At 46.3% G+C, this 22093-nt stretch carries 25 protein-coding genes; 12 read left to right on the top strand and 13 right to left on the bottom strand.

All coding sequences use genetic code 11. The features are described 5' to 3' along the window. Window positions 1–294: 294 nt before the first annotated feature. The 3 genes from mnmA to R6242_RS01010 are packed head-to-tail and all read right to left on the bottom strand — an operon-like array spanning window position 295 to window position 2474. A complete protein-coding gene (gene mnmA / locus R6242_RS01020; protein ID WP_318422796.1) occupies window positions 295–1356 on the bottom strand; it encodes a tRNA 2-thiouridine(34) synthase MnmA in 1062 nt (353 codons plus the stop codon). Between the two features lie 3 nt (window positions 1357–1359). After that, a complete protein-coding gene (locus tag R6242_RS01015) occupies window positions 1360–1833 on the bottom strand; it encodes an NUDIX hydrolase (protein ID WP_318422793.1) in 474 nt (157 codons plus the stop codon). 17 nt (window positions 1834–1850) lie between these two features. Continuing rightward, window positions 1851–2474 (bottom strand): pseudouridine synthase, encoded by a 624-nt coding sequence (locus tag R6242_RS01010; protein ID WP_293933202.1) that lies wholly within the window; start codon window positions 2472–2474, stop codon window positions 1851–1853. A gap of 125 nt (window positions 2475–2599) precedes the next feature. On the opposite strand from R6242_RS01010, the gene icd reads away from it, so the two are divergent. Then, window positions 2600–3823, top strand: coding sequence for an NADP-dependent isocitrate dehydrogenase (icd, locus tag R6242_RS01005; RefSeq protein ID WP_293933204.1), 1224 nt, complete (start codon window positions 2600–2602; stop codon window positions 3821–3823). 130 nt (window positions 3824–3953) lie between these two features. Here the strand turns inward: icd and R6242_RS01000 are convergent, their stop codons facing one another. Both R6242_RS01000 and R6242_RS00995 read right to left on the bottom strand, forming a co-directional pair. After that, complete coding sequence (locus tag R6242_RS01000; protein WP_046351602.1) at window positions 3954–4157, bottom strand: cold-shock protein; 204 nt, start codon at window positions 4155–4157, stop codon at window positions 3954–3956. A gap of 112 nt (window positions 4158–4269) precedes the next feature. Continuing rightward, window positions 4270–4473, bottom strand: coding sequence for a cold-shock protein (locus tag R6242_RS00995; RefSeq protein WP_046351601.1), 204 nt, complete (start codon window positions 4471–4473; stop codon window positions 4270–4272). A 311-nt stretch (window positions 4474–4784) separates the two neighbouring features. Between R6242_RS00995 and clpS the strand changes: the two genes are divergently transcribed. Together clpS and clpA are read left to right on the top strand one after the other, a co-directional pair. Next, window positions 4785–5096 (top strand): ATP-dependent Clp protease adapter ClpS, encoded by a 312-nt coding sequence (gene clpS, locus R6242_RS00990; protein WP_130105811.1) that lies wholly within the window; start codon window positions 4785–4787, stop codon window positions 5094–5096. After that, window positions 5093–7357: an ATP-dependent Clp protease ATP-binding subunit ClpA gene (clpA, locus tag R6242_RS00985; protein ID WP_318422789.1), complete on the top strand. Its 2265-nt coding sequence runs from the start codon at window positions 5093–5095 to the stop codon at window positions 7355–7357. The genes clpS and clpA overlap by 4 nt, the downstream gene beginning before the upstream one ends. A gap of 80 nt (window positions 7358–7437) precedes the next feature. On the opposite strand, the gene R6242_RS00980 is transcribed toward clpA, so the two are convergent. From R6242_RS00980 to ffh, 8 genes are all read right to left on the bottom strand, one after another. Beyond that, on the bottom strand, window positions 7438–8262 hold the full coding sequence (locus R6242_RS00980; RefSeq protein ID WP_293933213.1) for a mechanosensitive ion channel family protein: 825 nt from the start codon (window positions 8260–8262) through the stop codon (window positions 7438–7440). A gap of 63 nt (window positions 8263–8325) precedes the next feature. Further along, window positions 8326–9249: a site-specific tyrosine recombinase XerD gene (gene xerD, locus R6242_RS00975; RefSeq protein WP_318422787.1), complete on the bottom strand. Its 924-nt coding sequence runs from the start codon at window positions 9247–9249 to the stop codon at window positions 8326–8328. Beyond that, window positions 9227–9715, bottom strand: a complete 489-nt coding sequence (locus tag R6242_RS00970) for a methylated-DNA--[protein]-cysteine S-methyltransferase (protein WP_318422785.1) — start codon at window positions 9713–9715, stop codon at window positions 9227–9229. The genes xerD and R6242_RS00970 overlap by 23 nt, the downstream gene beginning before the upstream one ends. An 80-nt stretch (window positions 9716–9795) precedes the next feature. Then, a complete protein-coding gene (gene rplS, locus R6242_RS00965) occupies window positions 9796–10179 on the bottom strand; it encodes a 50S ribosomal protein L19 (RefSeq protein ID WP_293933218.1) in 384 nt (127 codons plus the stop codon). 41 nt (window positions 10180–10220) lie between these two features. Then, a complete protein-coding gene (gene trmD / locus R6242_RS00960; protein ID WP_318422809.1) occupies window positions 10221–11042 on the bottom strand; it encodes a tRNA (guanosine(37)-N1)-methyltransferase TrmD in 822 nt (273 codons plus the stop codon). Further along, entirely contained in the window at window positions 11002–11547 is a 546-nt protein-coding gene (gene rimM / locus R6242_RS00955) for a ribosome maturation factor RimM (RefSeq protein WP_318422784.1), read from the bottom strand. Before rimM ends, trmD begins: the two co-directional genes overlap by 41 nt. Beyond that, window positions 11544–11801 (bottom strand): 30S ribosomal protein S16, encoded by a 258-nt coding sequence (gene rpsP, locus R6242_RS00950; RefSeq protein WP_130105818.1) that lies wholly within the window; start codon window positions 11799–11801, stop codon window positions 11544–11546. The genes rimM and rpsP overlap by 4 nt, the downstream gene beginning before the upstream one ends. Window positions 11802–12029: 228 nt before the next feature. Continuing rightward, entirely contained in the window at window positions 12030–13382 is a 1353-nt protein-coding gene (gene ffh / locus R6242_RS00945) for a signal recognition particle protein (RefSeq protein WP_318422782.1), read from the bottom strand. A gap of 59 nt (window positions 13383–13441) precedes the next feature. Here ffh and R6242_RS00940 point away from each other — a divergent pair, with 59 nt between their 5' ends. The 9 genes from R6242_RS00940 to R6242_RS00900 all read left to right on the top strand — a co-directional run bounded on the left by R6242_RS00940 (window position 13442) and on the right by R6242_RS00900 (window position 21998). Further along, window positions 13442–14284, top strand: coding sequence for an inner membrane protein YpjD (locus R6242_RS00940; RefSeq protein ID WP_318422781.1), 843 nt, complete (start codon window positions 13442–13444; stop codon window positions 14282–14284). Between the two features lie 37 nt (window positions 14285–14321). Further along, entirely contained in the window at window positions 14322–15584 is a 1263-nt protein-coding gene (locus tag R6242_RS00935; protein WP_318422780.1) for an HlyC/CorC family transporter, read from the top strand. Window positions 15585–15709: 125 nt separating this feature from the next. Further along, the gene (gene pilB, locus R6242_RS00930) at window positions 15710–17419 is read left to right on the top strand and encodes a type IV-A pilus assembly ATPase PilB (RefSeq protein ID WP_293933228.1); all 1710 of its coding nucleotides are present in this window, start codon (window positions 15710–15712) and stop codon (window positions 17417–17419) included. A gap of 18 nt (window positions 17420–17437) precedes the next feature. Beyond that, entirely contained in the window at window positions 17438–18661 is a 1224-nt protein-coding gene (locus R6242_RS00925; RefSeq protein WP_318422777.1) for a type II secretion system F family protein, read from the top strand. After that, window positions 18661–19530: an A24 family peptidase gene (locus tag R6242_RS00920; RefSeq protein ID WP_318422775.1), complete on the top strand. Its 870-nt coding sequence runs from the start codon at window positions 18661–18663 to the stop codon at window positions 19528–19530. The genes R6242_RS00925 and R6242_RS00920 overlap by 1 nt, the downstream gene beginning before the upstream one ends. Next, window positions 19530–20138: a dephospho-CoA kinase gene (gene coaE, locus R6242_RS00915; protein WP_318422773.1), complete on the top strand. Its 609-nt coding sequence runs from the start codon at window positions 19530–19532 to the stop codon at window positions 20136–20138. The genes R6242_RS00920 and coaE overlap by 1 nt, the downstream gene beginning before the upstream one ends. A 78-nt stretch (window positions 20139–20216) precedes the next feature. Continuing rightward, window positions 20217–20975, top strand: a complete 759-nt coding sequence (gene zapD / locus R6242_RS00910) for a cell division protein ZapD (protein WP_293933234.1) — start codon at window positions 20217–20219, stop codon at window positions 20973–20975. Beyond that, window positions 20972–21163, top strand: coding sequence for a DNA gyrase inhibitor YacG (locus R6242_RS00905; RefSeq protein ID WP_293933236.1), 192 nt, complete (start codon window positions 20972–20974; stop codon window positions 21161–21163). Before zapD ends, R6242_RS00905 begins: the two co-directional genes overlap by 4 nt. Before the next feature lie 91 nt (window positions 21164–21254). Then, window positions 21255–21998, top strand: a complete 744-nt coding sequence (locus R6242_RS00900; RefSeq protein WP_293933238.1) for a GNAT family N-acetyltransferase — start codon at window positions 21255–21257, stop codon at window positions 21996–21998. Window positions 21999–22093: the final 95 nt, after the last annotated feature.

The raw sequence follows: 22093 nt of genomic DNA, 5'->3' as shown, positions 1-22093 counted from the left end.
AAGCACTTGTTTCGCTTCCGAACCAAGCACTCACACTCATCGACTGTATTTTGTTAAAGATCGTCTCGCTGTGACATCACTGTGTGGCTGTGTGTGCTGCAGCGAGAGGCCGAAATATACGGACCTAGGCCGCTTAGGTCAAGCACTCGCATGCAACAAAACCGTAGCAATACGCTAAGTAGTTGATTTAAATAAGCTGTATTTGTAAGCAGAAACACTGATTACAAAACAAACAAGCCGCTTCACGGAGCGGCTTGTTTAAAACAACGTAATCATTTGTCTCAAACAAACAATCTACACGATGATGCCGCCCCCCAAACAGACTTCTCCATCATATAAAACCACTGATTGCCCTGGGGTAACGGCCCATTGCGCTTCATCAAAGTGTAATTCGCAACGCCCATCTTCAATCCAAAGCAACTCACATGCGGCATCTTGCTGACGGTAGCGTGTTTTTGCAGTGTATCGCCCTAAGGCAGGCGCTTCACCCAATATCCAAGAAAGATCTTGTGCCTGCAAAGTATTTTTGAGTAGTAGAGGATGGTCGTGCCCCTGCACCACAATCAACTCATTTTTAGCCATATCTTTGCCAGCAACAAACCAAGGGGCTCCTTCGCCACCGATCCCCAAACCTTGGCGCTGCCCAATAGTGTGATACATCAAGCCCATATGCTCACCCATCACCTTGCCTTCTGGCGTAACCATTGGGCCAGGGACTTTGGGTAGGTAACGATTTAAGAACTCACGAAACGGCCGTTCACCAATAAAGCAAATCCCTGTACTGTCTTTCTTATTGGCATTATGCAGGCCAATTTTCTCGGCTAAGTCACGGACATCTGTTTTTAACATATTGCCCAAGGGGAAAACGGCGTGGGCAACTTGCTCTTGGCTCAGCTTATAAAGGAAGTAGCTCTGGTCTTTACTACCATCTTTTGCTCGAAGTAGCTCGGTACGACCATCAGGGCGAAGGCGGTTAGATGCATAATGCCCCGTCGCCAACTTGCTACCCCCTAATTTAATGGCGTAATCGAGGAAACATTTAAACTTGATTTCGCTATTACATAAGATGTCTGGATTTGGCGTTCTGCCCGCCGAATACTCGGCCAAGAAATAACTAAAGACTCGGTCTTTGTATTCTTGGGCAAAGTTAACTAACTCGATATCGACACCGACCTTATCCGCTACCGAGATCGCATCCAAGCTATCTTGCTTGATTGAGCAATACTCATCGGTATTATCGTCTTCCCAGTTTTGCATAAAGACGCCAACCACTTCGAAACCTTGCTCTTTAAGCAACCAAGCCGTTACCGAGGAATCAACCCCGCCCGAAAGCCCTACTACTATCTTGTCTGACATCCTCTAAACCTCGGCGGCTCTGCCGCCCATGTAATCAAAATTACGCAAAATCTCTAGCGGATAACAGCAGCCCGCCAAATAATCATCAATGCACTCTAGCAATAAGGGACTGCGATGTTGGCTAACACGCGCCACAATTTCATCACGCGTCAGCCAAACAGCTCGCTCAATATCAGTATCTAAAGCACGCCCTTCATCAATCCCCATGACTACGCCACTGAAGGAGAAGCGAAGGTATGTTAACTCTGGCTGCTCAGGAGGCGACCATTGATAAATACCTAATAAGGCTTGTGGCTCGAAATAATGCGCCGTTTCTTCTAGTGTTTCCCTAATAGCAGCATCAACAATGCTTTCACCATATTCAATATGACCTGCAGGCTGATTAAGTTTTAACTCGCCGTGAACAATCTCTTCAACCAATAAAAAACGCCCGTCTTTCTCAATAACGGCGGCGACGGTGGCGTTAGGCTTCCACATTGCAGCTCCTTCCTTCATTAACGCGTCTTGTTTGGGCCGCGACGGCCGCGCTGCTTAGGCCTTGCCATAGACTCGACTGGGGTTTGTTGCCGAGGAGCCGCAACAAACTCTTCACGCCAAGTACCTAAAGGCAAATGATCCAAAGTCCAATCACCAATTGCATAGCGTACCAATCGCAAAGTAGGAAAGCCCACTTTGGCAGTCATGCGCCGCACCTGACGATTTTTACCCTCGCGGATAATAATTTCAAGCCAAGTCGTTGGTACGCTAGCACGAAACCGTACCGGCGGTATGCGTGGCCATAATTGCGCAGGCTCTTCGATAATTCTGACTTGTGCGGGCTGAGTCGTAAAATCCCCCAGATTAACGCCCGTCAATAAAGGCTGCAAATCTAGCAATGTCGGGCTACCCTCTACCTGCACCCAATAAGTTTTTGCCAGCTTGTGCTTGGGATCAGCAATTTTAGCCTGCAAAGGCCCTGAATCTGTTAAAAGCAACAGGCCTTCAGAATCAGTATCTAAACGTCCCGCTGGATAAACGTCCTTAATAGGAACAAAATCAGCCAGCGAAGCGTGCGGCGGCGAGGGTGAAAACTGGCAAATCACCCCGTAAGGTTTATTTAAAAGAATAAGCTTTGGCATAGCGGCTTGGCAGTATTGCTACAAAACAGCGATAATAGGCTGTTTTTTCGTTGGCGCTCCACAAGAAATTCACAATACCAGCCAACGAAACGCGACAAACCACTCGACACAACAGGAATGCACAGATGAGCCTGATCAAAGTTCCGCAGGATGGCGCGAAAATCGTCCAAAACCTTGCGACCCCAGATAATCCAATTATCCCATTTATCGAAGGTGATGGCATTGGCGTAGATATCACCCCGGTGATGATCGACGTTGTCGACGCAGCGGTAAAGAAATGCTACGGCGGCGGCCGTAAGATTCACTGGATGGAAATCTATTGCGGTGAAAAAGCATCTAAATTGTATCCAGATGGCACTTACCTGCCAGAAGAAACCTTAGCTGCACTGCAAGAATACGTAGTATCGATCAAAGGCCCACTAGCAACACCAGTTGGCGGCGGCATTCGCTCACTAAACGTAGCACTGCGTCAGCAACTTGACCTCTACGTTTGTCTGCGCCCAGTACGCTATTTCCAAGGTGTTCCATCGCCAGTTAAGCATCCAGAATTGATCGAAATGGTCATTTTCCGTGAAAATACCGAAGATATCTACGCCGGTATCGAGTGGGATGCTCAATCTGAAGGCGCGAAAAAAGTCATCAACTTTTTGCAAAATGAAATGGGCGTGAAGAAAATTCGCTTCCCAGAAACATCGAGCATTGGCATCAAGCCTGTAAGCAAAGATGGTACTGAGCGCCTTGTACGTCGTGCGATTCAATACGCAATCGACAACAACCGTAAGAGTGTTACCTTGGTTCACAAGGGCAACATCATGAAATACACCGAAGGCATGTTCCGCACCTGGGGCTATGAATTAGCCAAGAAAGAATTTGGTGGTGTAGAGATTGATGGTGGCCCATACCTTGAGCTACCAAATGGCATCGTGATTAAAGATGTGATTGCGGATGCATTCTTACAGCAAATCTTGTTACGTCCTGCTGAATACGATGTTATTGCCACACTAAATCTGAATGGCGACTACATCTCCGATGCACTCGCTGCACAGGTAGGCGGTATCGGTATTGCTCCTGGTGCAAACTTGTCGGATAGCGTTGCCATGTTTGAAGCAACACACGGCACCGCACCGAAGTATTCTGGTCAAGACAAGGTAAATCCTGGCTCATTGCTGCTGTCTGCAGAAATGATGTTGCGTCATATGGGCTGGAAAGAAGCTGCTGACTTGATTATTACTGCCATGGAAAAAACCATCGCGGATAAGATCGTTACTTACGATTTTGCCCGCCTAATGGATAATCCAACAGAAGTGAGTTGCTCAGGATTTGGTAAGGCAATCATTGAACGCATGTAATCAATGATTCAGCTCTAAGCTGGTCCAACCCCGCTTCGGCGGGGTTTTTATTGGGCGCAGTATACAAACCAAAAAATTCAGACGTAAAAAAACCCCGCCTTGGCGGGGTTTTTTGATCACCAGCAGCTAATTAAGCAGCTTGGATGTTAGAGGCTTGTTTGCCTTTAGCACCATTGGTGATGTCGAAAGAGACGCGCTGGCCTTCTTTCAGTGTTTTAAAGCCTGGCATGTTGATCGCTGAGAAGTGAGCGAAGATATCTTCGCCGCCTTCGTCTGGAGTCACAAAGCCGAAACCTTTAGAATCATTGAACCACTTTACGGTACCTAGAGCCATTTTGGCACTTCCTATCTAAACAGTGAAACATGGACTACTCCAGTATGGAGCCCCAACTAAGGGATAGTCCGAAAATACCCGCCTAAGCGGGATACCCATCACCTAGCTGCGATTAAGCAGCTTGGATGTTAGAGGCTTGTTTGCCTTTAGCACCGTTGGTGATCTCGAAAGAGACACGTTGGCCTTCTTTCAAGGTTTTGAAGCCTGGCATGTTGATCGCTGAGAAGTGAGCGAAAATGTCTTCGCCGCCTTCGTCTGGAGTAACAAAGCCGAAGCCTTTAGAATCATTGAACCACTTAACAGTGCCCAGAGCCATTTGGGGTCTTTCCTATCAACTTGTAAAACATGAACCGCCTCTTAAAGAGGCACCATGAGGTTTGAGGTCCAAGACCAGCAAAACGGCCAAACCGGTACTGCAGAAACTTGTACATCAAACTCGAGCCACCTTTTTACGCGACTTTTACACCGAAGGTCAAGTAAAATTCTAAAAATGGCGGCGCGCATTAAATAAAAAACCACAGTCAAAAACAAGCAAATACACCATCCACCCACGTTGATGAAGATCAGAGCTTGAAAAAGAGCGTGGGAGGACCAAAATGATTACAAACCACACAAATTGGTAGCAAAATGCCTGCACAGCATCAAACCGATGCCGAACTTAATCAGCAATCGATACTCTCACCACCACCCGCTTTGTGGCGTGTACTGCTGTTAAACGATGACTTTACACCGATGGATTTTGTCATCAATGTATTAGAAAAATTTTTTGGAATGAACCGTGAACGAGCAACGCAGGTTATGCTTAAAGTTCACACAGAAGGGCGCGGGATGTGTGGGATTTTTCCTAAGGACATTGCGTCCACCAAGGTCGCAGAAGTCAGCCAGTATTCCAGGCAACATCAGCAGCCACTGCAATGCACAATGGAGGTGAACGAATGATTGCCCAAGAACTTGAAGTCAGCCTCCACATGGCCTTTACGGATGCGAGGCAAAAACGCCACGAGTACATTACCGTGGAGCACCTCTTACTTGCGCTGCTAGACAACCCATCTGCAGCAGAAGTATTACGTGCATGCGGCGCGCACATGGATGAGCTGCGTCGCCAACTTGGCGACTTTGTAAAAGAGCACACTCCAGTCGTTTCTGGCGATGGTGAAGTTGAAACCCAACCTACCATTGGTTTTCAACGCGTCATACAACGCGCTATTTTACACGTGCAATCTTCTGGCAAAAAAGAAGTAACGGGTGCCAATGTGCTCGTTGCCATATTTGGCGAGAAAGACAGCCACGCGGTTTATTACCTGCACCAACAAGCGATTACACGTCTGGACGTGGTAAATTTTATTGCTCATGGCATTGCAAAATCGGCTAGCGCACAGCAGCCTATTCCACGCACAGAGCAAAACGAAGAACACGAAGAAGAAACTACCGCAGGCGGGGCACTCAGCAGTTTCACTGAAAACCTAAATCAGCAAGCCATTGCCGGGCGGATAGATCCTCTCATTGGGCGTGAGCATGAATTAGAGCGCGTCATTCAAACACTATGCCGTCGTCGCAAAAACAACCCTCTGCTAGTAGGAGAAGCAGGTGTTGGTAAAACTGCGATCGCCGAAGGGTTAGCACGGCGTATTGTTGAAGGAAACGTACCTGACATTCTTAAAGACGCCACAGTTTACGGCCTTGATATGGGTGCACTCCTTGCAGGAACCAAGTATCGCGGCGACTTTGAGCAGCGTTTAAAAGCCGTAATCAAACAGCTACAAGAAGAACGCAATGCGGTGCTGTTTATTGATGAAATTCATACTTTAGTTGGTGCAGGTGCAGCTTCTGGTGGCACCTTAGATGCCTCTAATTTATTGAAGCCAGCACTCTCAAATGGCACATTAAAATGCATTGGCGCCACTACTTATACCGAATACCGTGGCATTTTTGAAAAAGACAACGCCTTATCACGTCGCTTCCAAAAGATTGATGTGCCCGAACCAACCGTCGAACAGACGATTGAGATCCTGAAAGGCTTGAAAGATAAATTTGAGCAACACCATGGCGTGAAATACACCTTGGCGGCGCTCACAACGGCTGCCGAGCTTTCCGCCAAGTATATTAATGATCGTCACTTACCCGATAAAGCGATTGATGTCATTGATGAAGCGGGTGCCGCACAAAAGATTTTGCCTAAATCCAAGCAAAAGAAAACCATTAACAAACACGAAATCGAAGAAATCGTGGCTAAGATTGCGCGCATTCCGCCAAAGAGCGTATCAACTAACGATCGCAATACCCTTAAAACGCTAGAAAGCGATCTTAAACGCGTGGTATTTGGCCAAGAAAAAGCAATTGAATCGGTAGCAACTTCAATCAAAATGGCAAGGGCAGGTCTAGGCAATCCACAAAAACCAATTGGTGCCTTCTTATTTAGCGGCCCAACTGGCGTAGGAAAAACCGAGGTGGCCCGCCAGCTAGCCTATACCATGGGTATTGAATTGCTACGTTTTGATATGTCCGAATATATGGAACGCCACGCGGTTAGCCGTTTAATTGGTGCACCTCCAGGCTATGTTGGCTTTGAGCAAGGCGGTTTGCTCACCGAAGCGATTACCAAGCACCCATACGCTGTACTGCTGCTGGATGAAATTGAAAAAGCACATCCAGACATCTTTAACGTGCTGTTACAAGTTATGGATCACGGCACGCTCACTGATAACAACGGGCGTAAAGCAGACTTTAGAAATGTCGTTATTGTTATGACCACCAATACCGGTGCGGAAACGCTGACAAAATCGGTGATTGGCTTTACAACTAGCAAGCAAACCGGCGACGAAATGCAAGAAATTAAGCGGATGTTTACGCCTGAATTCCGCAACCGCTTGGATGCAATCATTCCATTTGCACCGCTTTCGCACGAAATCATTATGCAAGTTGTAGATAAATTCCTCATTCAACTTGAAGTTCAGCTGCAAGAAAAGAAAGTAGAAGCACACTTTACCCCTGCTTTGAAAACGCACCTTGCCGCTGAAGGCTTTGACCCAATGATGGGGGCTAGGCCTATGGCAAGGCTGATTCAAGATACCATTAGGAAAGCACTTGCCGATGAGCTGCTGTTTGGTCGCTTAATACATGGCGGCGAGGTAACGATCGATATTGATGATGATGGCAAAGTTAGCCTAGATATCACTAATAAAGAAGCCATTCCCGCTTAAGTGCTAAAGCAAAAAATCCCCATCCAACACTGGATGGGGATTTTTTTATGCCAAACATCCCATCACCATCAATAAACTGATTACGCCTGTTGCTGTACCACAACAGTTTGTGCAGGCATTGGCACTGGAAATCCAGCCGCAGCCAAGCTTTCTTTAATAGTGCGATTAGTATCAAAATAGACTTGCCAATAATGATCATTATGACAATACGGTCGTACCACCAAGACCGGCCCAACCAAATTAAACTCAAGGATTTCTACATCAACCTTAGGCTCAGCCAATACATTTGGAATAGCCGCGATCTTATCGCGCAATACCTGCATCGCGGCAACATGATCTGCACTCCCTGCTAATTGAGCCTTTAAATCAACTCGGCGAAATGGATTCAAAGTGAAATTCTGAATATTGTCAGAAAAAATCTTATTGTTTCCAACCAAAGTCATCACATTATCTGGCGTATTAATCATGGTAGAAAATAAGCCAATTTCGCTCACTGTCCCCACGATCCCTGCAACCGCAACAAAATCACCCACCTTAAACGGGCGTAACACAATAATAAAAGCACCTGCAGCAAAATTAGCCAATAAACCGGACCAAGCCATGCCAATTGCAATACCACCAGCGGCAATTAACGCCGCGAATGTTGTGGTTTGAATCCCGCAGTAGCCCAAGATGCCAATCACGAGCAAGATATTCAAAGTAACCGTAATAACTGAGCCAACATAACGCAATACGGTAGGATCAACCTTTTGCTTACTTAAAGAGCTTTGCACCAAACGAACGGCAAAACCGATTAGCCAGCGGCCTATTACCCAAAAAGCAATCGCGGCAATGATTTTTACCCCGAACTCTGCGATATAACCCATAGCAAGTTCTTGATACTTCTGCGCCCAAGTTGCATCCATTCCATTTCTCCCCGAGCCGCCAAACGACGGATTAGTTATGAGATTAGCATATGGGGATTATTCTTATGAACGAGAACCACGCGGATGGTGTTCTTTATGCAACGATTTCAAACGAGCCGATGCAACATGAGTATAAATCTGAGTAGTCGTGATATCAGCGTGCCCAAGCAACATCTGCACCACGCGCAAATCAGCGCCATGATTCAACAAGTGTGTGGCAAAAGCATGCCTTAAAACGTGTGGGCTTAAATGACTCGCATCAATACCCGCTGTGCCAGCATATTGCTTAATAATGTACCAAAACCCCTGCCGAGTAAGGGGGTGACCACGCTGATTAACAAAGGCCTCCGCCACCTGATGCACCCCAACTAGCAGCGGCCGAGAATAAGCCAAATATTGCTCAACCCAATCAGCAGCCACTTCCCCCATTGGCACCAAACGCTGCTTACCGCCCTTGCCTGCCAAAATCTGCACATAGCGCTCACGTAATTTTATTTGCCCTAATGGCAGAGTAACTAGCTCGCTTACGCGTAAACCGGTAGCGTACATCAGCTCTAACATGGCCCGATCTCTTAATCCACCGGCCTGATCAAGCTCTGGAGCCAATAAAAGCGCCTCAATTCGATCCTCATCCAAGGCCTTAGGCAGGGGGCGAATCCGTTTTGGAGCGGTTAATTCAGCGGTAGGATCAAAACTAGCCTGCCCTGATAAAATCCAGTGCCGATAAAATTTGCGTAAGCTGGCCATACGCCGCGCCAAAGTGGCGGCTTTCATATCACGAGCCTGTCTCGCTAAAAAAGCTTGCACGCACTCTCGATCAGCGCTCAGCAGATCACACTGCCGCTCCGCCAACAGCCATTGAGCCCAAATCAGCAAATCGCGCCGATAACTATCAATGGTATTTTTAGACAACTGATCACTCAGCCAAACGGCATCTAAAAATTCATCAATTAACAGTAATTGCTCATCCATAGCTTGCTTGCTCATGATTTAGCAACCAGCGCTTAATAGGCAACCAATCCACACCACTTCGTCCAGCATTAAAACCACCCAAGCCTTTGGCCGCCACGACTCGATGACAAGGAATAAACAGAGGCAAAGGATTTTTACCGCAAGCACCGCCTACCGCTCGAGGACTAGACTGAACACACTTGGAAATTTCGGCATAGGTTTGCACATTTCCAACTGGAATCGCAGCAATCGCTGCCAAAACCTTATGTTGATGCGCACTAACCGACAAAGCCCAAGGCAGATCAAAGACAAACAAGGGATTTTGAAAATAACAGGCTAACTGACGTGTCGCCTCTACGAGCAGAGGACTTGTTGCCGCCAATAAAGGAGCAGAAGGAGGAAGAAATTCAAGCAAAACTAACTGAGCGTCATGTTCGGCTAGCCCAAGAGGCCCAACGGGGCTTGCAATAACCGCATGATAAGACATGTTTTCGATGCGCATAACAACCTCAAACGATCTTTGTTATGGAAACGAAAACGCGGGCACTCGGCCCGCGTTTAAATACTGAGTTGCTTAAAAAATTAAGCAGCAGCTTTAGCAACAATCTTACGTGCTGGCAATTTTTCCTTAATACGTGCAGATTTACCTGAACGATCACGGAGGTAGTAAAGCTTAGCACGACGTACATCGCCGCGACGCTTAACTTCAATACCAGCTACCAGTGGTGAGTAAGTTTGGAATGTACGCTCAACACCCATACCGGCGGAAATTTTACGCACGATAAAGGAGCTATTCAGGCCGCGATTACGCTTAGCAATCACAACGCCTTCATAAGCCTGCAGACGCTCACGTGTACCTTCCTTAACCTTGACCTGAACGATCACGGTGTCGCCTGGGGCGAAAACAGGAATAGTCTTAGCTAAGCGAGCGATTTCTTCTTGCTCAAGTATTTGAATCAAATCCATGGGGTATTACTCCAATGTGAAGCTTGTTCCTTCAAAGGTGGTCAAACCACCTGATCCTGGCTTGTCGCCAGATCCGCCTTAAATTCGGCCAGAAGACGAGCTTCCTCTTTTGATAGCTGTCGCTCTTTTAACAAGTCAGGCCTACGCAAAAGCGTTCGACCCAAAGACTGTTTTAAGCGCCAGCGCCGTATCAGTGCATGATTCCCTGAAAGTAAGACTTCCGGTACATTCATACCTAGATAATTTTCGGGACGGGTGTAATGCGGGCAATCCAGCAACCCATCCACAAATGAATCTTCTTCTGCACTCGCTGCGGTGTTAAGCACGCCGGGCAATTGGCGAATGATGGCATCCATCAACACCATTGCAGGCAGCTCTCCACCTGAAAGCACATAATCGCCAACCGAGATTTCCTCGTCGATCTGGCGATCCAGCAAACGCTCATCTACACCCTCATAACGACCACATAACAAAACCAGACCCGGCTTTTTTGCTAGCTCTAGCACTTTATCATGCGTTAATGTCGCCCCTTGGGGAGATAAATAGATGGTATGCGTTATAGCAACACCAGCCTTACGCTGCCTATTTTTAGCCGCTTCAAGCGCGCTTTCTAGCGGCTCTGGCAGCATCACCATACCTGGACCACCACCATAAGGCCGATCGTCCACAGTGCGGTGTTTGTCTATAGTGAAATCGCGTGGATTCCAACTGATTAGTTCAAACAAACCTAATTCAACCGCTCGCCGAGTAATACCATGACGAGTGATCGCCTCAAACATCTCTGGAAACAAAGTAATCACATCAAAGTGATTTACTTCAGCCTTAGTAATCAAGGCCCCAATCCACAGAGATTGTTTTAGCAGCAAGATCAACCTTGAGCACAACATGGGCCACAAAAGGTAGCAGACGCTCAGTCTGGCCATCTTTCACAACGATCACATCGTTAGCACCGGTTTCAAACAAGTTATCCACAATACCCAGCTTCTCACCTTGCACATTGATGACATCTAGCCCGATTAAATCGATCCAGTAATATTCATCAGTAGCAGGTGCTGGCAACAGGCTGCGTGAAACTGCAATTTTACAACTCTTTAACGCAAACGCCGCATCGCGATCATTTACACCTTCAAGTTGAGCAGCAAGTTTCTTGGTATGAACTTGACCTTCAACAAGCGTATACGCTTGCCATTGACCTTCTTGACCGATCCACCAAGTGTCGTAGTCAAAAAGACTATCGGCATCTTCAGTGTCACCCACCAAATTGATCCAGCCATGAATACCAAAAGCTCCACTCACGTAACCCATGATCAAAAGATCATCAGGTACTGACGATGAAGCCCGCTTTTGCGTAGTCACGGCTTGAATCAAGCAGCAACAGCAGCTGGTTTGTAGCTCTTCAGCAACTTGGCAACGGAGTCAGAAGCTTGCGCACCAACGCCTACCCAGTAGCTTACGCGGTCCATAGCTAGACGCACGCCTTCTTCGCCATCTTTGGCGAGTGGGTTGTAAAAGCCAAGACGCTCAACAAAGCGACCGTCACGACGATTACGGGAGTCAGTTACAACAACATTGTAAAACGGACGGTTTTTAGCACCGCCGCGGGAAAGACGAATAACAACCATGGCATTAAACCCAATAATGGAGATTAATTTAAAGGGGTTCGATTATGAGACAAAAACTCAAACCCCGCAAGAATAACCGGCAAAAGTACAGTAAAAACAATCACGTTGTAAAGCTTAACGTGATATTCGGCAGCCGGTCAGGTGCGAATTTTTATAAATCTGGGGTACTTAGAAGGGAATTACCCCTCTATAAACTAAGCAACGATCAGGGCAAAGGGCTGCAATTTGTTATAAACCTGGCAACATTCCCTTCATACCACTCATTCCACGCATCAGCTTCGCCATACCGCCTTTAGAGAACTGTTTCATCATTTTTTGTGTTTCTTCAAACTGCTTAAGCAAGCGATTAACCTCTTGAACTTGCACCCCTGCCCCTGCTGCAATACGGCGTTTGCGGCTGGCCTTGAGTAGTTCAGGTTTACGACGCTCTTCTGGTGTCATCGAATTAATAATGCCCTCAATCCGCGCCACAGATTTGTCAGTCACTTGGCTATTAGCCATCTGGCTCACTTGGCCAGGCAATTTGTCCATCAGGGCACTCATGCCACCCATTTTTTTCATTTGCTGGATTTGTGTTTTAAAATCTTCCAAGTCAAATCCCTTACCGGATTTAACTTTTTTCATCATTTTAAGTGCTTCTTCTTGATCAACGCTATTTTGTACGTCTTCAATCAAGGACAGCACATCGCCCATTCCCAAAATACGGCCAGCCATACGATCTGGATGGAATGGTTCTAGGCCGGTAAGTTTTTCACCCGTGCCCAGAAATTTAATCGGTTTTCCCGTAATATTTCTTACTGATAAGGCCGCACCGCCGCGCGAATCACCGTCCATTTTAGTAAGCACAATACCGGTTAGAGGCAGTGCTTCGTTAAAAGCTTTGGCCGTATTCACCGCATCTTGCCCCTGCATGGCATCCACCACAAACAGGGTTTCAACTGGATTCACTGCCTCGTGTAGAGCCTTAATTTCTGCCATCAAGGCTTCATCAATAGCCAACCGACCAGCCGTATCAACAATTAACACATCATGGAAATGTTTTTTCGCATAATCATGTGCAGCAAGCGCGATATCCACTGGCTTTTGCGCAATATCAGAAGGGAACCACTCCACTTCTAATTGCCCAGCCAATGTTTTTAACTGTTCAATCGCTGCTGGGCGATAAACGTCGGTCGACACCAGTAAAACTTTCTTTTTTTGCGTTTCTTTAAGTAATTTTGCTAATTTACCCGATGTGGTTGTTTTCCCTGCGCCTTGCAAACCCGCCATTAAAATGACAGCTGGAGGCACGGCAGCCAAGTTGAGAGCGTCATTTTGCACCCCCATTAACTTGGTCAGTTCTTCATAGACAACACCAATTACCGCTTGACCCGGTGTAAGACTACCAATAACTTCTTGACCTTGAGCACGAACTTTAACGTCGTTAATAAACTGTTTAACGACAGGTAAAGCCACGTCAGCCTCAAGCAGGGCCATGCGTACTTCACGCATTGCGTCTTGAATATTGTCTTCCGTAAGGCGAGACTGGCCACGTAAATTTTTAACTACGCCAGATAGACGACTGGAAAGATTTTCGAACATGCTTGATCCTTTGCTTGGCGACTGCCCCAAGAGGGACCTCGCTCTGATAGACTTATATAATGAGCATTTTACCTGAAGTTAGCCCAGCGACTTATTTAGCGCTGCCGGCCTTAACCATATACCTGTTGCTTGGCTGGCATTTTTGCCGCAGCCGGCTTGCTTCTTCTCACTCCAAAAGCCTGCTTACGCCCACTCTGGAACAACTACTTTTAATCAGTGGCTTGTTGCTGCATGCTTTCGCCCTCTTTCCTCCCTTGCTTTGGGCAAGCACCTTGCACTTTGGTGCGGCAGAGGCACTATCGCTCAGCGCATTTTCTACCTTGTGCATCTATATGTGTGGGCAATTTTTCTGGAAAATGGATGGTTTACAACCCCCAATGCTAGGCATCGCCGCGATATTTTTACTGCTATCGATATTATTACCTAATGGGCATCCAATTACGTACCCATTAAGCCCATTGTCTCGTGGCCACTTTTTATTAGCCATGTTTGCACACGGCATGCTACTTAATGCTGCAGGGGTTGCCATTCTAATGCGTTTTGCAGATCAAACACTGCATCAAGCCAAAGCAGGGTCGTTAATTCGCACACTTCCTCCTTTGATGACTTTAGAAAAACTCATGTTTGCCTGCGTACGCCTAGGCTTTATTTTACTGACCTTTGCCCTACTTTCAGGAATATTTTTTTCTGAGCTAGTTTGGGGCCATGGGCTTGTTTTCTCACATAAAGTCATCCTATCCATAGCCGCATGGCTCGTATTTGGCATTCTACTTTGGGGTAGATTTAAATATGGTTGGCGTGGGCGCTTCGCGGCCAACTGGACTCTTGCTGGCTTTGCACTACTCTTCCTAGGGTATATAGGTAGCCGTTTTGTTTTTGAGGCGCTCTTGCACCGTATATAATCAACACGCCTCTCTCAACCACGGGCCTTGTAATATTTTGGAACAACTCCCCCTAGCATTTCTCTATACTGCGCTTGCTGCTTGCTTATTTACATCTGCTTTTTTTTCTGGCGCAGAAACCGCCATGATGGCAGTTAATCGTTATAAAGTAGCCAGCAAAGCGCGCCAAGGTCATCGCGCCGCAGTCCGTACCCAAAAGTTACTTAGCCAAACAGACAAACTTCTTTCCGTCATTTTGATTGGCAATACCGTCATAAACACCGCCTCGGCAACATTATCCGCTCTTATTGCGGATCGCTTATTTTCGGGTAATGATTTCGCCTTAGGTATCGCTACATTATTGGTGGCAATTGCTATTCTTATTTTTTCCGAGGCGACCCCTAAAGTACTCGCAGCAACTTATGCAGAACCTTTAGCCTACGCGGCATCCTCCCCCTTACTGATTCTTCTAAGAGTGTTGTACCCTGCTGTTTGGCTAGTTAATTTATTTGTTAGCGCATTAATTAAAGCATTACGTCTCAAAAAAAATAATGATAACCAACAAACGCTTTCTCCTGAAGAGCTGCGTTTATTGGTTTTAGAATCTGGGCGGCACATGGAGAAAAAGCATCATACGATGCTATTAAACCTATTTGAACTGGCAAGTATTACGGTAGATGATGTAATGACACCACGCCATCAAATGGAAAGTATTGATTTAGATGCCCCAACAGATGAAATTCGCAAACAAATATTTACTTGTCATCACACTCGCCTCCCCGTTTATTCTTGTAATCCTGACAATATCATTGGCATTTTGCATATTCGGAAAGTTTTATCTTTAAAAGAGGATGAAGTAGATCAAACTAGCTTGCGTGAAATGATGCGTCCCCCCTACTTTATTCCATCTAGCACCCCCTTATTTACACAATTACAAAACTTCCAAGAAAATAAACGTAGAATAGCTGTCGTTGTTGATGAATATGGTGAAATGCAAGGACTGGTTACACTTGAAGATATTTTGGAACAGGTAGTCGGAGAATTCACCACAAATGCCCCAACGCAAGGCGCAAAGGTTCTACGCCAACCTGATGGCAGTATTTTACTGGATGGCGCATCAAGCCTACGTGAGTTAAATAGAAAGCTTCGATTATCGTTTCCTGTTGATGGCCCAAAAACATTAAATGGTTTAATCCTTGAGCACTTTCAAGATATCCCAGATGCAGGTACTTGCCTTGTTTTAGCCGGCCAGCGGATTGAAATTGTTCAAACACAGGACCGCAGCATTCGCGTTGTCCGCCTTTATGCATCTAATATTTGATTTGCAGCATTAATTTATTTTTCTTTAGTTTGGAATAGCAACGCAAGATTAAAAGGTATTTGCTAAACTAAAGATGTAACATCATTAGATTGTTTTTCCCTCTTTTTGATTACACATTGAAGGCCATGTCAGCTCCCAACACTCCTGTATCTGGTCTTGCCCGCCTGCTTGTTCAACACGGAAGATTGATTGAAGCAGACGCAGAGGCTTTGCAAACTACGGCCAACAGCAGCAAAACGCCGTTTATCGAGCAACTCATTCGCAGTCACAAAATGACTGCGAGGGATGTGGCTGAGTTTTCGTCGCAAGCATTTGGCTATCCGCTACTCGATCTTGATCACCTAGATTCAAGCTATATCCCTCAAGGGGTCTTGGATCACAAAGTGATGCAGATCCAGCGAATCGTGCCGCTCTTTAAGCGGGGCACAAAGCTATTTATTGGCCTATCTGACATCACCAACTTGCAAGCACTAGAAGAGGTGCGCTTTCAAACTGGCCTGCAAGTTCAGCCGCTGGTAGTTGAGGACAGCAAGCTAGTGTCATTACTCGATAAGCTTATCGAGGCCTCAGGTGCCAATCTAAGCAAAATGTCACTAGATGAAGTCGATCTAGAAATGGCGGGCGATGAAGAAGATACCAGCCAAAATGACGCGGCAGCGATGGAAGTTGATGACGCGCCGATTGTTAAATACTTGCAAAAAATCTTACTCGATGCCATTAACGCCGGTGTTTCAGACATCCACTTTGAGCCTTACGAAAAGTACTTTCGAATTCGCTATCGACTAGATGGGGTATTGCGCGAAGTAGCACAACCTCCACTGGCAATTAAAGACAAGCTGGCATCTCGCATTAAAGTTATTTCTAAGCTCGACATCTCAGAAAAACGCGTTCCTCAAGATGGCCGCATGAAGCTTGTGCTGTCTAAAAGCCGTGCAATCGATTTTCGGGTGTCCACCATGCCAACCATGCATGGCGAGAAAATTTGTATGCGGATTTTAGATCCTTCCTCTGCCACGCTGGGCATTGATGCCTTAGGCTACGATCCTGACCAAAAAGAAATCCTACTTGAGGCCATCCAACGCCCGTATGGAATGATCTTGGTTACAGGTCCAACCGGCTCAGGCAAAACCGTTTCGCTGTATACCTGTTTAAATATTTTGAATCAGCCGGGGATCAATATCTCTACGGCAGAAGACCCATGCGAAATTAACTTGCCTGGCGTTAACCAAGTTAACGTCAATGAAAAATCAGGGCTCACCTTTGCCGTGGCGCTAAAAGCCTTTCTGCGCCAAGATCCTGACATCATCATGGTCGGGGAAATTCGTGATTTAGGTACCGCCGATATTTCGATTAAAGCGGCCCAAACAGGTCACATGGTGTTTTCCACTTTGCACACCAACGATGCCCCTACCACGCTAACCCGTATGTTAAACATGGGGATTGCCCCGTTTAATATTGCTTCATCCGTCATTTTGATCACCGCCCAGCGCTTAGCTCGTAAGCTCTGTAGTTGCAAAACACCTATTGACATTCCACATCAAGCCTTACTCGATGCTGGTTTTGCAGAGGAAGATTTGGATGGCACTTGGAGCCCCTACAAGCCGGTTGGTTGTGATATTTGTAAGGGATCAGGTTACAAAGGCCGAGTGGGCATTTACCAAGTCATGCCTATTACCGATGCGATGAATCGAATCATTATGACCAACGGCAACGCCATTGACATCGCGGATCAAGCTAAGCGAGATGGTGTACGTGATTTACGCGGATCAGGCTTACGAAAAGTGAAGCAAGGACTCACTTCATTAGAAGAAATTATGGCGGTAACTAATGAATAAAACACACAGAGGGCCATCATGGCAATAGCATCTAAAGCCCTAAAAGTAAAAGAGTTTACTTTTGTATGGGAAGGTAAAGATCGTGGCGGCAAAATAGTTAAGGGCGAAATGCGGGCCAGTGGCGAGCATGTGGTTAAAAACACCTTGCGTCGTCAGGGTGTCAATGTCCTTAAAGTCAAGAAACAACGCATGGGTTCCAGTAAGAAAATTACTGATGAAGATATCACCATGTTTACACGCCAGCTTGCCACTATGCTCAAAGCAGGCGTTCCTTTACTTACGTCATTTGATATCGTCGCCAAAGGCCATAGCAATCCATCCGTAACCAAGCTGCTATTAGATATCAAAAATGATATTGAAACAGGCTCGTCCCTTACTCAGGCATTTAGAAAGCATCCTAATGAGTTTGATGCACTGTACTGCAACTTGATTCAAGCAGGTGAGCAAGCAGGTATTTTGGATGCATTACTCGCGCGGCTAGCCACGTATAAAGAGAAAACACTGGGGGTTAAAAAGAAAATTAAATCGGCTCTATTTTATCCCACCGCCGTGATTGTGGCGGCATTTGTGATTACAGCCGTCATTATGATTTTTGTTATTCCCGCGTTTAAAGAGTTATTTTCTAGTTTTGGTGCAAATCTGCCTACACCAACTCTGATTGTGATGGCTATTTCAGATATTTTTGTGACCTATTGGTGGCTTATATTTGGGGGAATTTTTGGCGGGATTTGGGGCTTCTTAAAAGCGTGGAAAAAATCTGAAGCGATTCAAATCGTCATGGATCGCTTACTACTAAAAATCCCTATCATTGGGCAAATTATGCTTAATGCAACGATTGCACGCTGGTGCCGCACCTTGGCGACTATGTTTGCGGCAGGGGTTCCATTGGTTGAATCCCTTGATTCTGTTGGCGGTGCGGCAGGTAATTACCTGTATAAAATAGCCACCAAAAAGATTCAAACCGAGGTAAGCACAGGTACTAGCCTCACTTTGTCTATGCAAAGCACCAATATGTTTCCCAATATGGTGATGCAGATGGTGGCAATTGGTGAAGAGTCTGGCGCATTAGATTCAATGCTTGGCAAGGTTGCTGATTATTATGAAGAAGAAGTAGATAACGCAGTTGAAGCACTCTCCAGCTTAATGGAACCCGTTATTATGGTGGTCTTAGGTACGCTGATTGGCGGCTTGGTGGTTGCTATGTACTTACCAATTTTCAAAATGGGCGAGGTTGTCGGTTAATGATTGCGTTGTTTTTAGATACCCCCGCCATATATGGCGGGTTTTTATTCGCACTAGGTTTATTAGTTGGTAGTTTTTTAAATGTAGTGATCCATCGCATTCCCAAAATGATGGAGCAGCAATTCAGGCAAGAATGCCAGATGATTGATGCCCCCATCGACGCGCCAATGCCACAAGCCGCTAGCTACAACTTAGTTGTTCCTCGCTCAGCCTGCCCCAGCTGTGGCCATGCCATTAGTGCTCTAGAAAACATTCCCGTGATTAGCTACCTGCTATTGCGAGGCCGCTGCCGTGGCTGCAAGATTCGTATCAGCCCGCGCTATCCAATGGTCGAGCTACTTTGTGCAACGCTGACTGCTGTTGCAGGGCTTCACTTTGGTGTAACCATTGCAGCCATCGCGGCTATTTTGCTAACGTGGTTTTTGATTGCCTTAGTATTTATTGATGCCGATACCTATTTACTGCCAGACAGCATCACGCTGCCCTTACTCTGGCTGGGGCTCCTGTTCAATTTAAATAATGTCTTTGTTCCATTGGATCAGGCGGTGATTGGTGCCGCTGCTGGCTACTTAGTGCTATGGAGCGTGTATTGGATATTTAAATTAATCACCGGCAAGGAAGGAATGGGCTATGGTGACTTTAAGCTACTTGCAGCCCTTGGCGCATGGTTTGGCTGGCAAGCGCTACCTAGTGTTATTTTACTTTCGTCAATTAGCGGAGCAGTGATCGGCATTGCACTAGCCATCCTCGCCAAACGAGGCATGGGTAAACCGATGCCTTTTGGTCCTTATTTAGGTATAGCTGGCTGGCTTACATTAATTTTTGGCACCACATTGCAACAACTCATCTTTAATGGTGGAGCCGTTTAGTGAGAGCCGATGGCATGCGGGTTATTGGGCTAACTGGAGGGATAGGCAGCGGTAAATCAACAGTTGCCCATCTTTTTGCCGCGCAAGGCGTGCCTATTATTGATACCGATGATATTGCCCACGCTCTCAGCATCCCCCCATCACCAGTTTTAGATCAAATTGCCCAAGTATTTGGTCCAGAATACTTAAGCGATAATGGATCTTTAGATCGAGCACGGATGCGCCAGCATATTTATGCAGAGCCTGCGGCAAAAAAAAAACTTGAAGCGATTTTCCATCCACGTATCAAAGATGTAGCAATACAGATGCTTAATGATTTGCCAGATCACACGCCCTACGCCATTTTAGCGGCCCCCCTGCTGTTTGAAACAGGGAGCTATAGCCACATTATTGATCTCAGTTTAGTAGTGGATTGCTCAATTGAGCAGCAAATTGCCCGTGTTCAAGCTCGCAATGGCCTAAGTAAGCATGAAATAGAGGCCATTATTGCAAGCCAGTGCCCAAGAAAAACACGAATAGAACTCGCAGATGATATTATTTTAAATGAAACGACGCTCGCTCATTTACAATCTACAGTTAGCACTCTCCATCAGCGATATCAGGATTAAACATGTCGGTTTACGTAATTCATTTTCATAAACCATTTCTTGCTGCAAAATCGAATATCTTCGCCGGTTAGACGCATCGTGATTAGCTACGAATTCCCAATTAACGAGCGCATTCGCACCCTTTTGCGGCTCGAGTATTTATACAACCGCACCATTGAGTATGTGAGGCGTGACTCTGCCACCGACCATCATGCGGCCTTACTCGGCATTTTCGAGATTATGGAAGTCGCTAGTCGTGCGGATATGAAGTCAGATTTGCTGCAAGAGTTAGAACGCCAGCGGCAGGCATTATCCGCGCTGCGTAACAACCCCCAAATATCCGAAGACGCGCTCGAGCGTGTTTTGATCGACATTGAAGAAACACACAGCAAGATGTTAAATATGACGGGGAAATTTGGGCAGGCACTGCGTGAAAATGAATGGTTAATGGCCATTAAACAGCGAGTAACGATACCAGGTGGAGCCTGTGCATTCGACCTCCCCTCCTACCATTATTGGCAGCAGCAAACAGCAGATTATCGTAGGGTAGACATTGATGCATGGTTTAACCCGCTGCTACCCATCAAGCAAGGCTTAGACATCATCTTGCGCTTACTACGAGATAGTATGCGTGAGAATAGCTACACCGCAAAAAATGGTAACTTCCAGCAAATGTCAGGAGGAAAAACAGTTCAGCTATTAAGAGTGAGCCTGCCCGCTCATTTAGCCGCAGTTCCAGAGCTATCTGCTAACCGCTACGCGATCAATATTCGCTTTGTTATCCCATCAACCAGTGGAGAGCGCGCAAAGGTTGTTGATTCAGATATCGACTTCCAACTTGGCTATTGCAACTTATGACGACTCCTACATTTCAAATAAAATGCCCAAGTTGTGGTAAACAACATACATATTCCACAACCAATCCTAACCGTCCTTTTTGCTCAGAACGCTGCAAACTGATTGATTTGGGCCGTTGGGCAAATGAAGAATACAGCATTCCCGCTCCAATCAGCCTCCCTGACGATGTAGATTCTTTACCAAACTAAAGCAATTTTAGTCTGTCATTTCAGCTTCATCTCACCGTCATAGCAGCGTCATCTACAAGCATTAAGTTTCCTCTTACTCAGGAGGAAACTAATGCTTCAAACTCAGATCACCCCTAGCCGTAAACGCAAACTCTCTGTCTCTATCGCGCACAGTGAAGAACTTATACGCGCGGCTCAAGCCCTGCGCTATCGTGTATTTGTGGAAGAAATGGGTGCGCGCATTGTATGTCGCGAGCCCGGCATTGATCGAGATCTGTTCGATGCTTACTGTGACCATCTGCTCGTGCAAGACGATGAAACAGGTGAAGTTGTTGGCACCTATCGTATCCTCCCCCCTCATCAAGCCCGCAAGCTGGGTAGCTACTACTCAGATACAGAATTTGACCTAACCCGCCTTGGCCATCTACGTGAGCAGCTGGTAGAAATTGGCCGCTCCTGCGTTCATCCAGATTATCGCTCTGGTGCCACCATTACCCTGCTCTGGGCAGGTCTTGCCGAATACATGAGCAAGAACAACTACAACTACCTTATTGGCTGCGCCAGCGTCTCTATTGCCGACGGTGGACATGTTGCTGCCAGCCTGTATCGCAAGCTAGCCAAAGACAAACTAGCCCCTGTTGAATGGCGCGTTTTCCCTCGCTGCCCTTTACCTATCTCGACACTCAATCAGCGTTTAGACACAGAAATCCCGCCACTCATTAAAGGATATTTACGTGCTGGAGCACTCATCTGCGGAGAGCCGGCATGGGATCCTGATTTTAATACTGCAGACTTATTTATCCTTTTGCCAATGCAAAATTTGGATATGCGCTATGCCCGACATTTCATGCGGTGATCTTCACATAGACAGTAATTGGCCGAAGAGCCAAGAAACAGCTAAACTCAGAGCATTACGAATTTTCATACAGAAATTTAGCTGCATGCGCACTC

The sequence above is a fragment of the Iodobacter sp. CM08 genome (assembly GCF_033446605.1).
Lineage (GTDB): Bacteria > Pseudomonadota > Gammaproteobacteria > Burkholderiales > Chitinibacteraceae > Iodobacter.
This window is presented reverse-complemented; position numbering and strand designations above follow the sequence as displayed.

What these genes read in the sequence shown, in the direction of transcription:
- R6242_RS00980 (WP_293933213.1), bottom strand. Translation starts at nt 8,262, where the DNA reads ATGGATGCAACTTGGGCGCAGAAGTATCAAGAACTTGCTATGGGTTAT.
- R6242_RS00905 (WP_293933236.1), top strand. Translation starts at nt 20,972, where the DNA reads ATGACGACTCCTACATTTCAAATAAAATGCCCAAGTTGTGGTAAACAA.
- R6242_RS00940 (WP_318422781.1), top strand. Translation starts at nt 13,442, where the DNA reads ATGAGCATTTTACCTGAAGTTAGCCCAGCGACTTATTTAGCGCTGCCG.
- R6242_RS01010 (WP_293933202.1), bottom strand. Translation starts at nt 2,474, where the DNA reads ATGCCAAAGCTTATTCTTTTAAATAAACCTTACGGGGTGATTTGCCAG.
- R6242_RS00995 (WP_046351601.1), bottom strand. Translation starts at nt 4,473, where the DNA reads ATGGCTCTGGGCACTGTTAAGTGGTTCAATGATTCTAAAGGCTTCGGC.
- ffh (WP_318422782.1), bottom strand. Translation starts at nt 13,382, where the DNA reads ATGTTCGAAAATCTTTCCAGTCGTCTATCTGGCGTAGTTAAAAATTTA.
- R6242_RS00970 (WP_318422785.1), bottom strand. Translation starts at nt 9,715, where the DNA reads ATGCGCATCGAAAACATGTCTTATCATGCGGTTATTGCAAGCCCCGTT.
- R6242_RS00920 (WP_318422775.1), top strand. Translation starts at nt 18,661, where the DNA reads ATGATTGCGTTGTTTTTAGATACCCCCGCCATATATGGCGGGTTTTTA.
- icd (WP_293933204.1), top strand. Translation starts at nt 2,600, where the DNA reads ATGAGCCTGATCAAAGTTCCGCAGGATGGCGCGAAAATCGTCCAAAAC.
- rplS (WP_293933218.1), bottom strand. Translation starts at nt 10,179, where the DNA reads ATGGATTTGATTCAAATACTTGAGCAAGAAGAAATCGCTCGCTTAGCT.
- R6242_RS00900 (WP_293933238.1), top strand. Translation starts at nt 21,255, where the DNA reads ATGCTTCAAACTCAGATCACCCCTAGCCGTAAACGCAAACTCTCTGTC.
- pilB (WP_293933228.1), top strand. Translation starts at nt 15,710, where the DNA reads ATGTCAGCTCCCAACACTCCTGTATCTGGTCTTGCCCGCCTGCTTGTT.
- R6242_RS00925 (WP_318422777.1), top strand. Translation starts at nt 17,438, where the DNA reads ATGGCAATAGCATCTAAAGCCCTAAAAGTAAAAGAGTTTACTTTTGTA.
- mnmA (WP_318422796.1), bottom strand. Translation starts at nt 1,356, where the DNA reads ATGTCAGACAAGATAGTAGTAGGGCTTTCGGGCGGGGTTGATTCCTCG.
- xerD (WP_318422787.1), bottom strand. Translation starts at nt 9,249, where the DNA reads ATGAGCAAGCAAGCTATGGATGAGCAATTACTGTTAATTGATGAATTT.
- clpS (WP_130105811.1), top strand. Translation starts at nt 4,785, where the DNA reads ATGCCTGCACAGCATCAAACCGATGCCGAACTTAATCAGCAATCGATA.
- R6242_RS01015 (WP_318422793.1), bottom strand. Translation starts at nt 1,833, where the DNA reads ATGTGGAAGCCTAACGCCACCGTCGCCGCCGTTATTGAGAAAGACGGG.
- R6242_RS01000 (WP_046351602.1), bottom strand. Translation starts at nt 4,157, where the DNA reads ATGGCTCTAGGTACCGTAAAGTGGTTCAATGATTCTAAAGGTTTCGGC.
- rpsP (WP_130105818.1), bottom strand. Translation starts at nt 11,801, where the DNA reads ATGGTTGTTATTCGTCTTTCCCGCGGCGGTGCTAAAAACCGTCCGTTT.
- clpA (WP_318422789.1), top strand. Translation starts at nt 5,093, where the DNA reads ATGATTGCCCAAGAACTTGAAGTCAGCCTCCACATGGCCTTTACGGAT.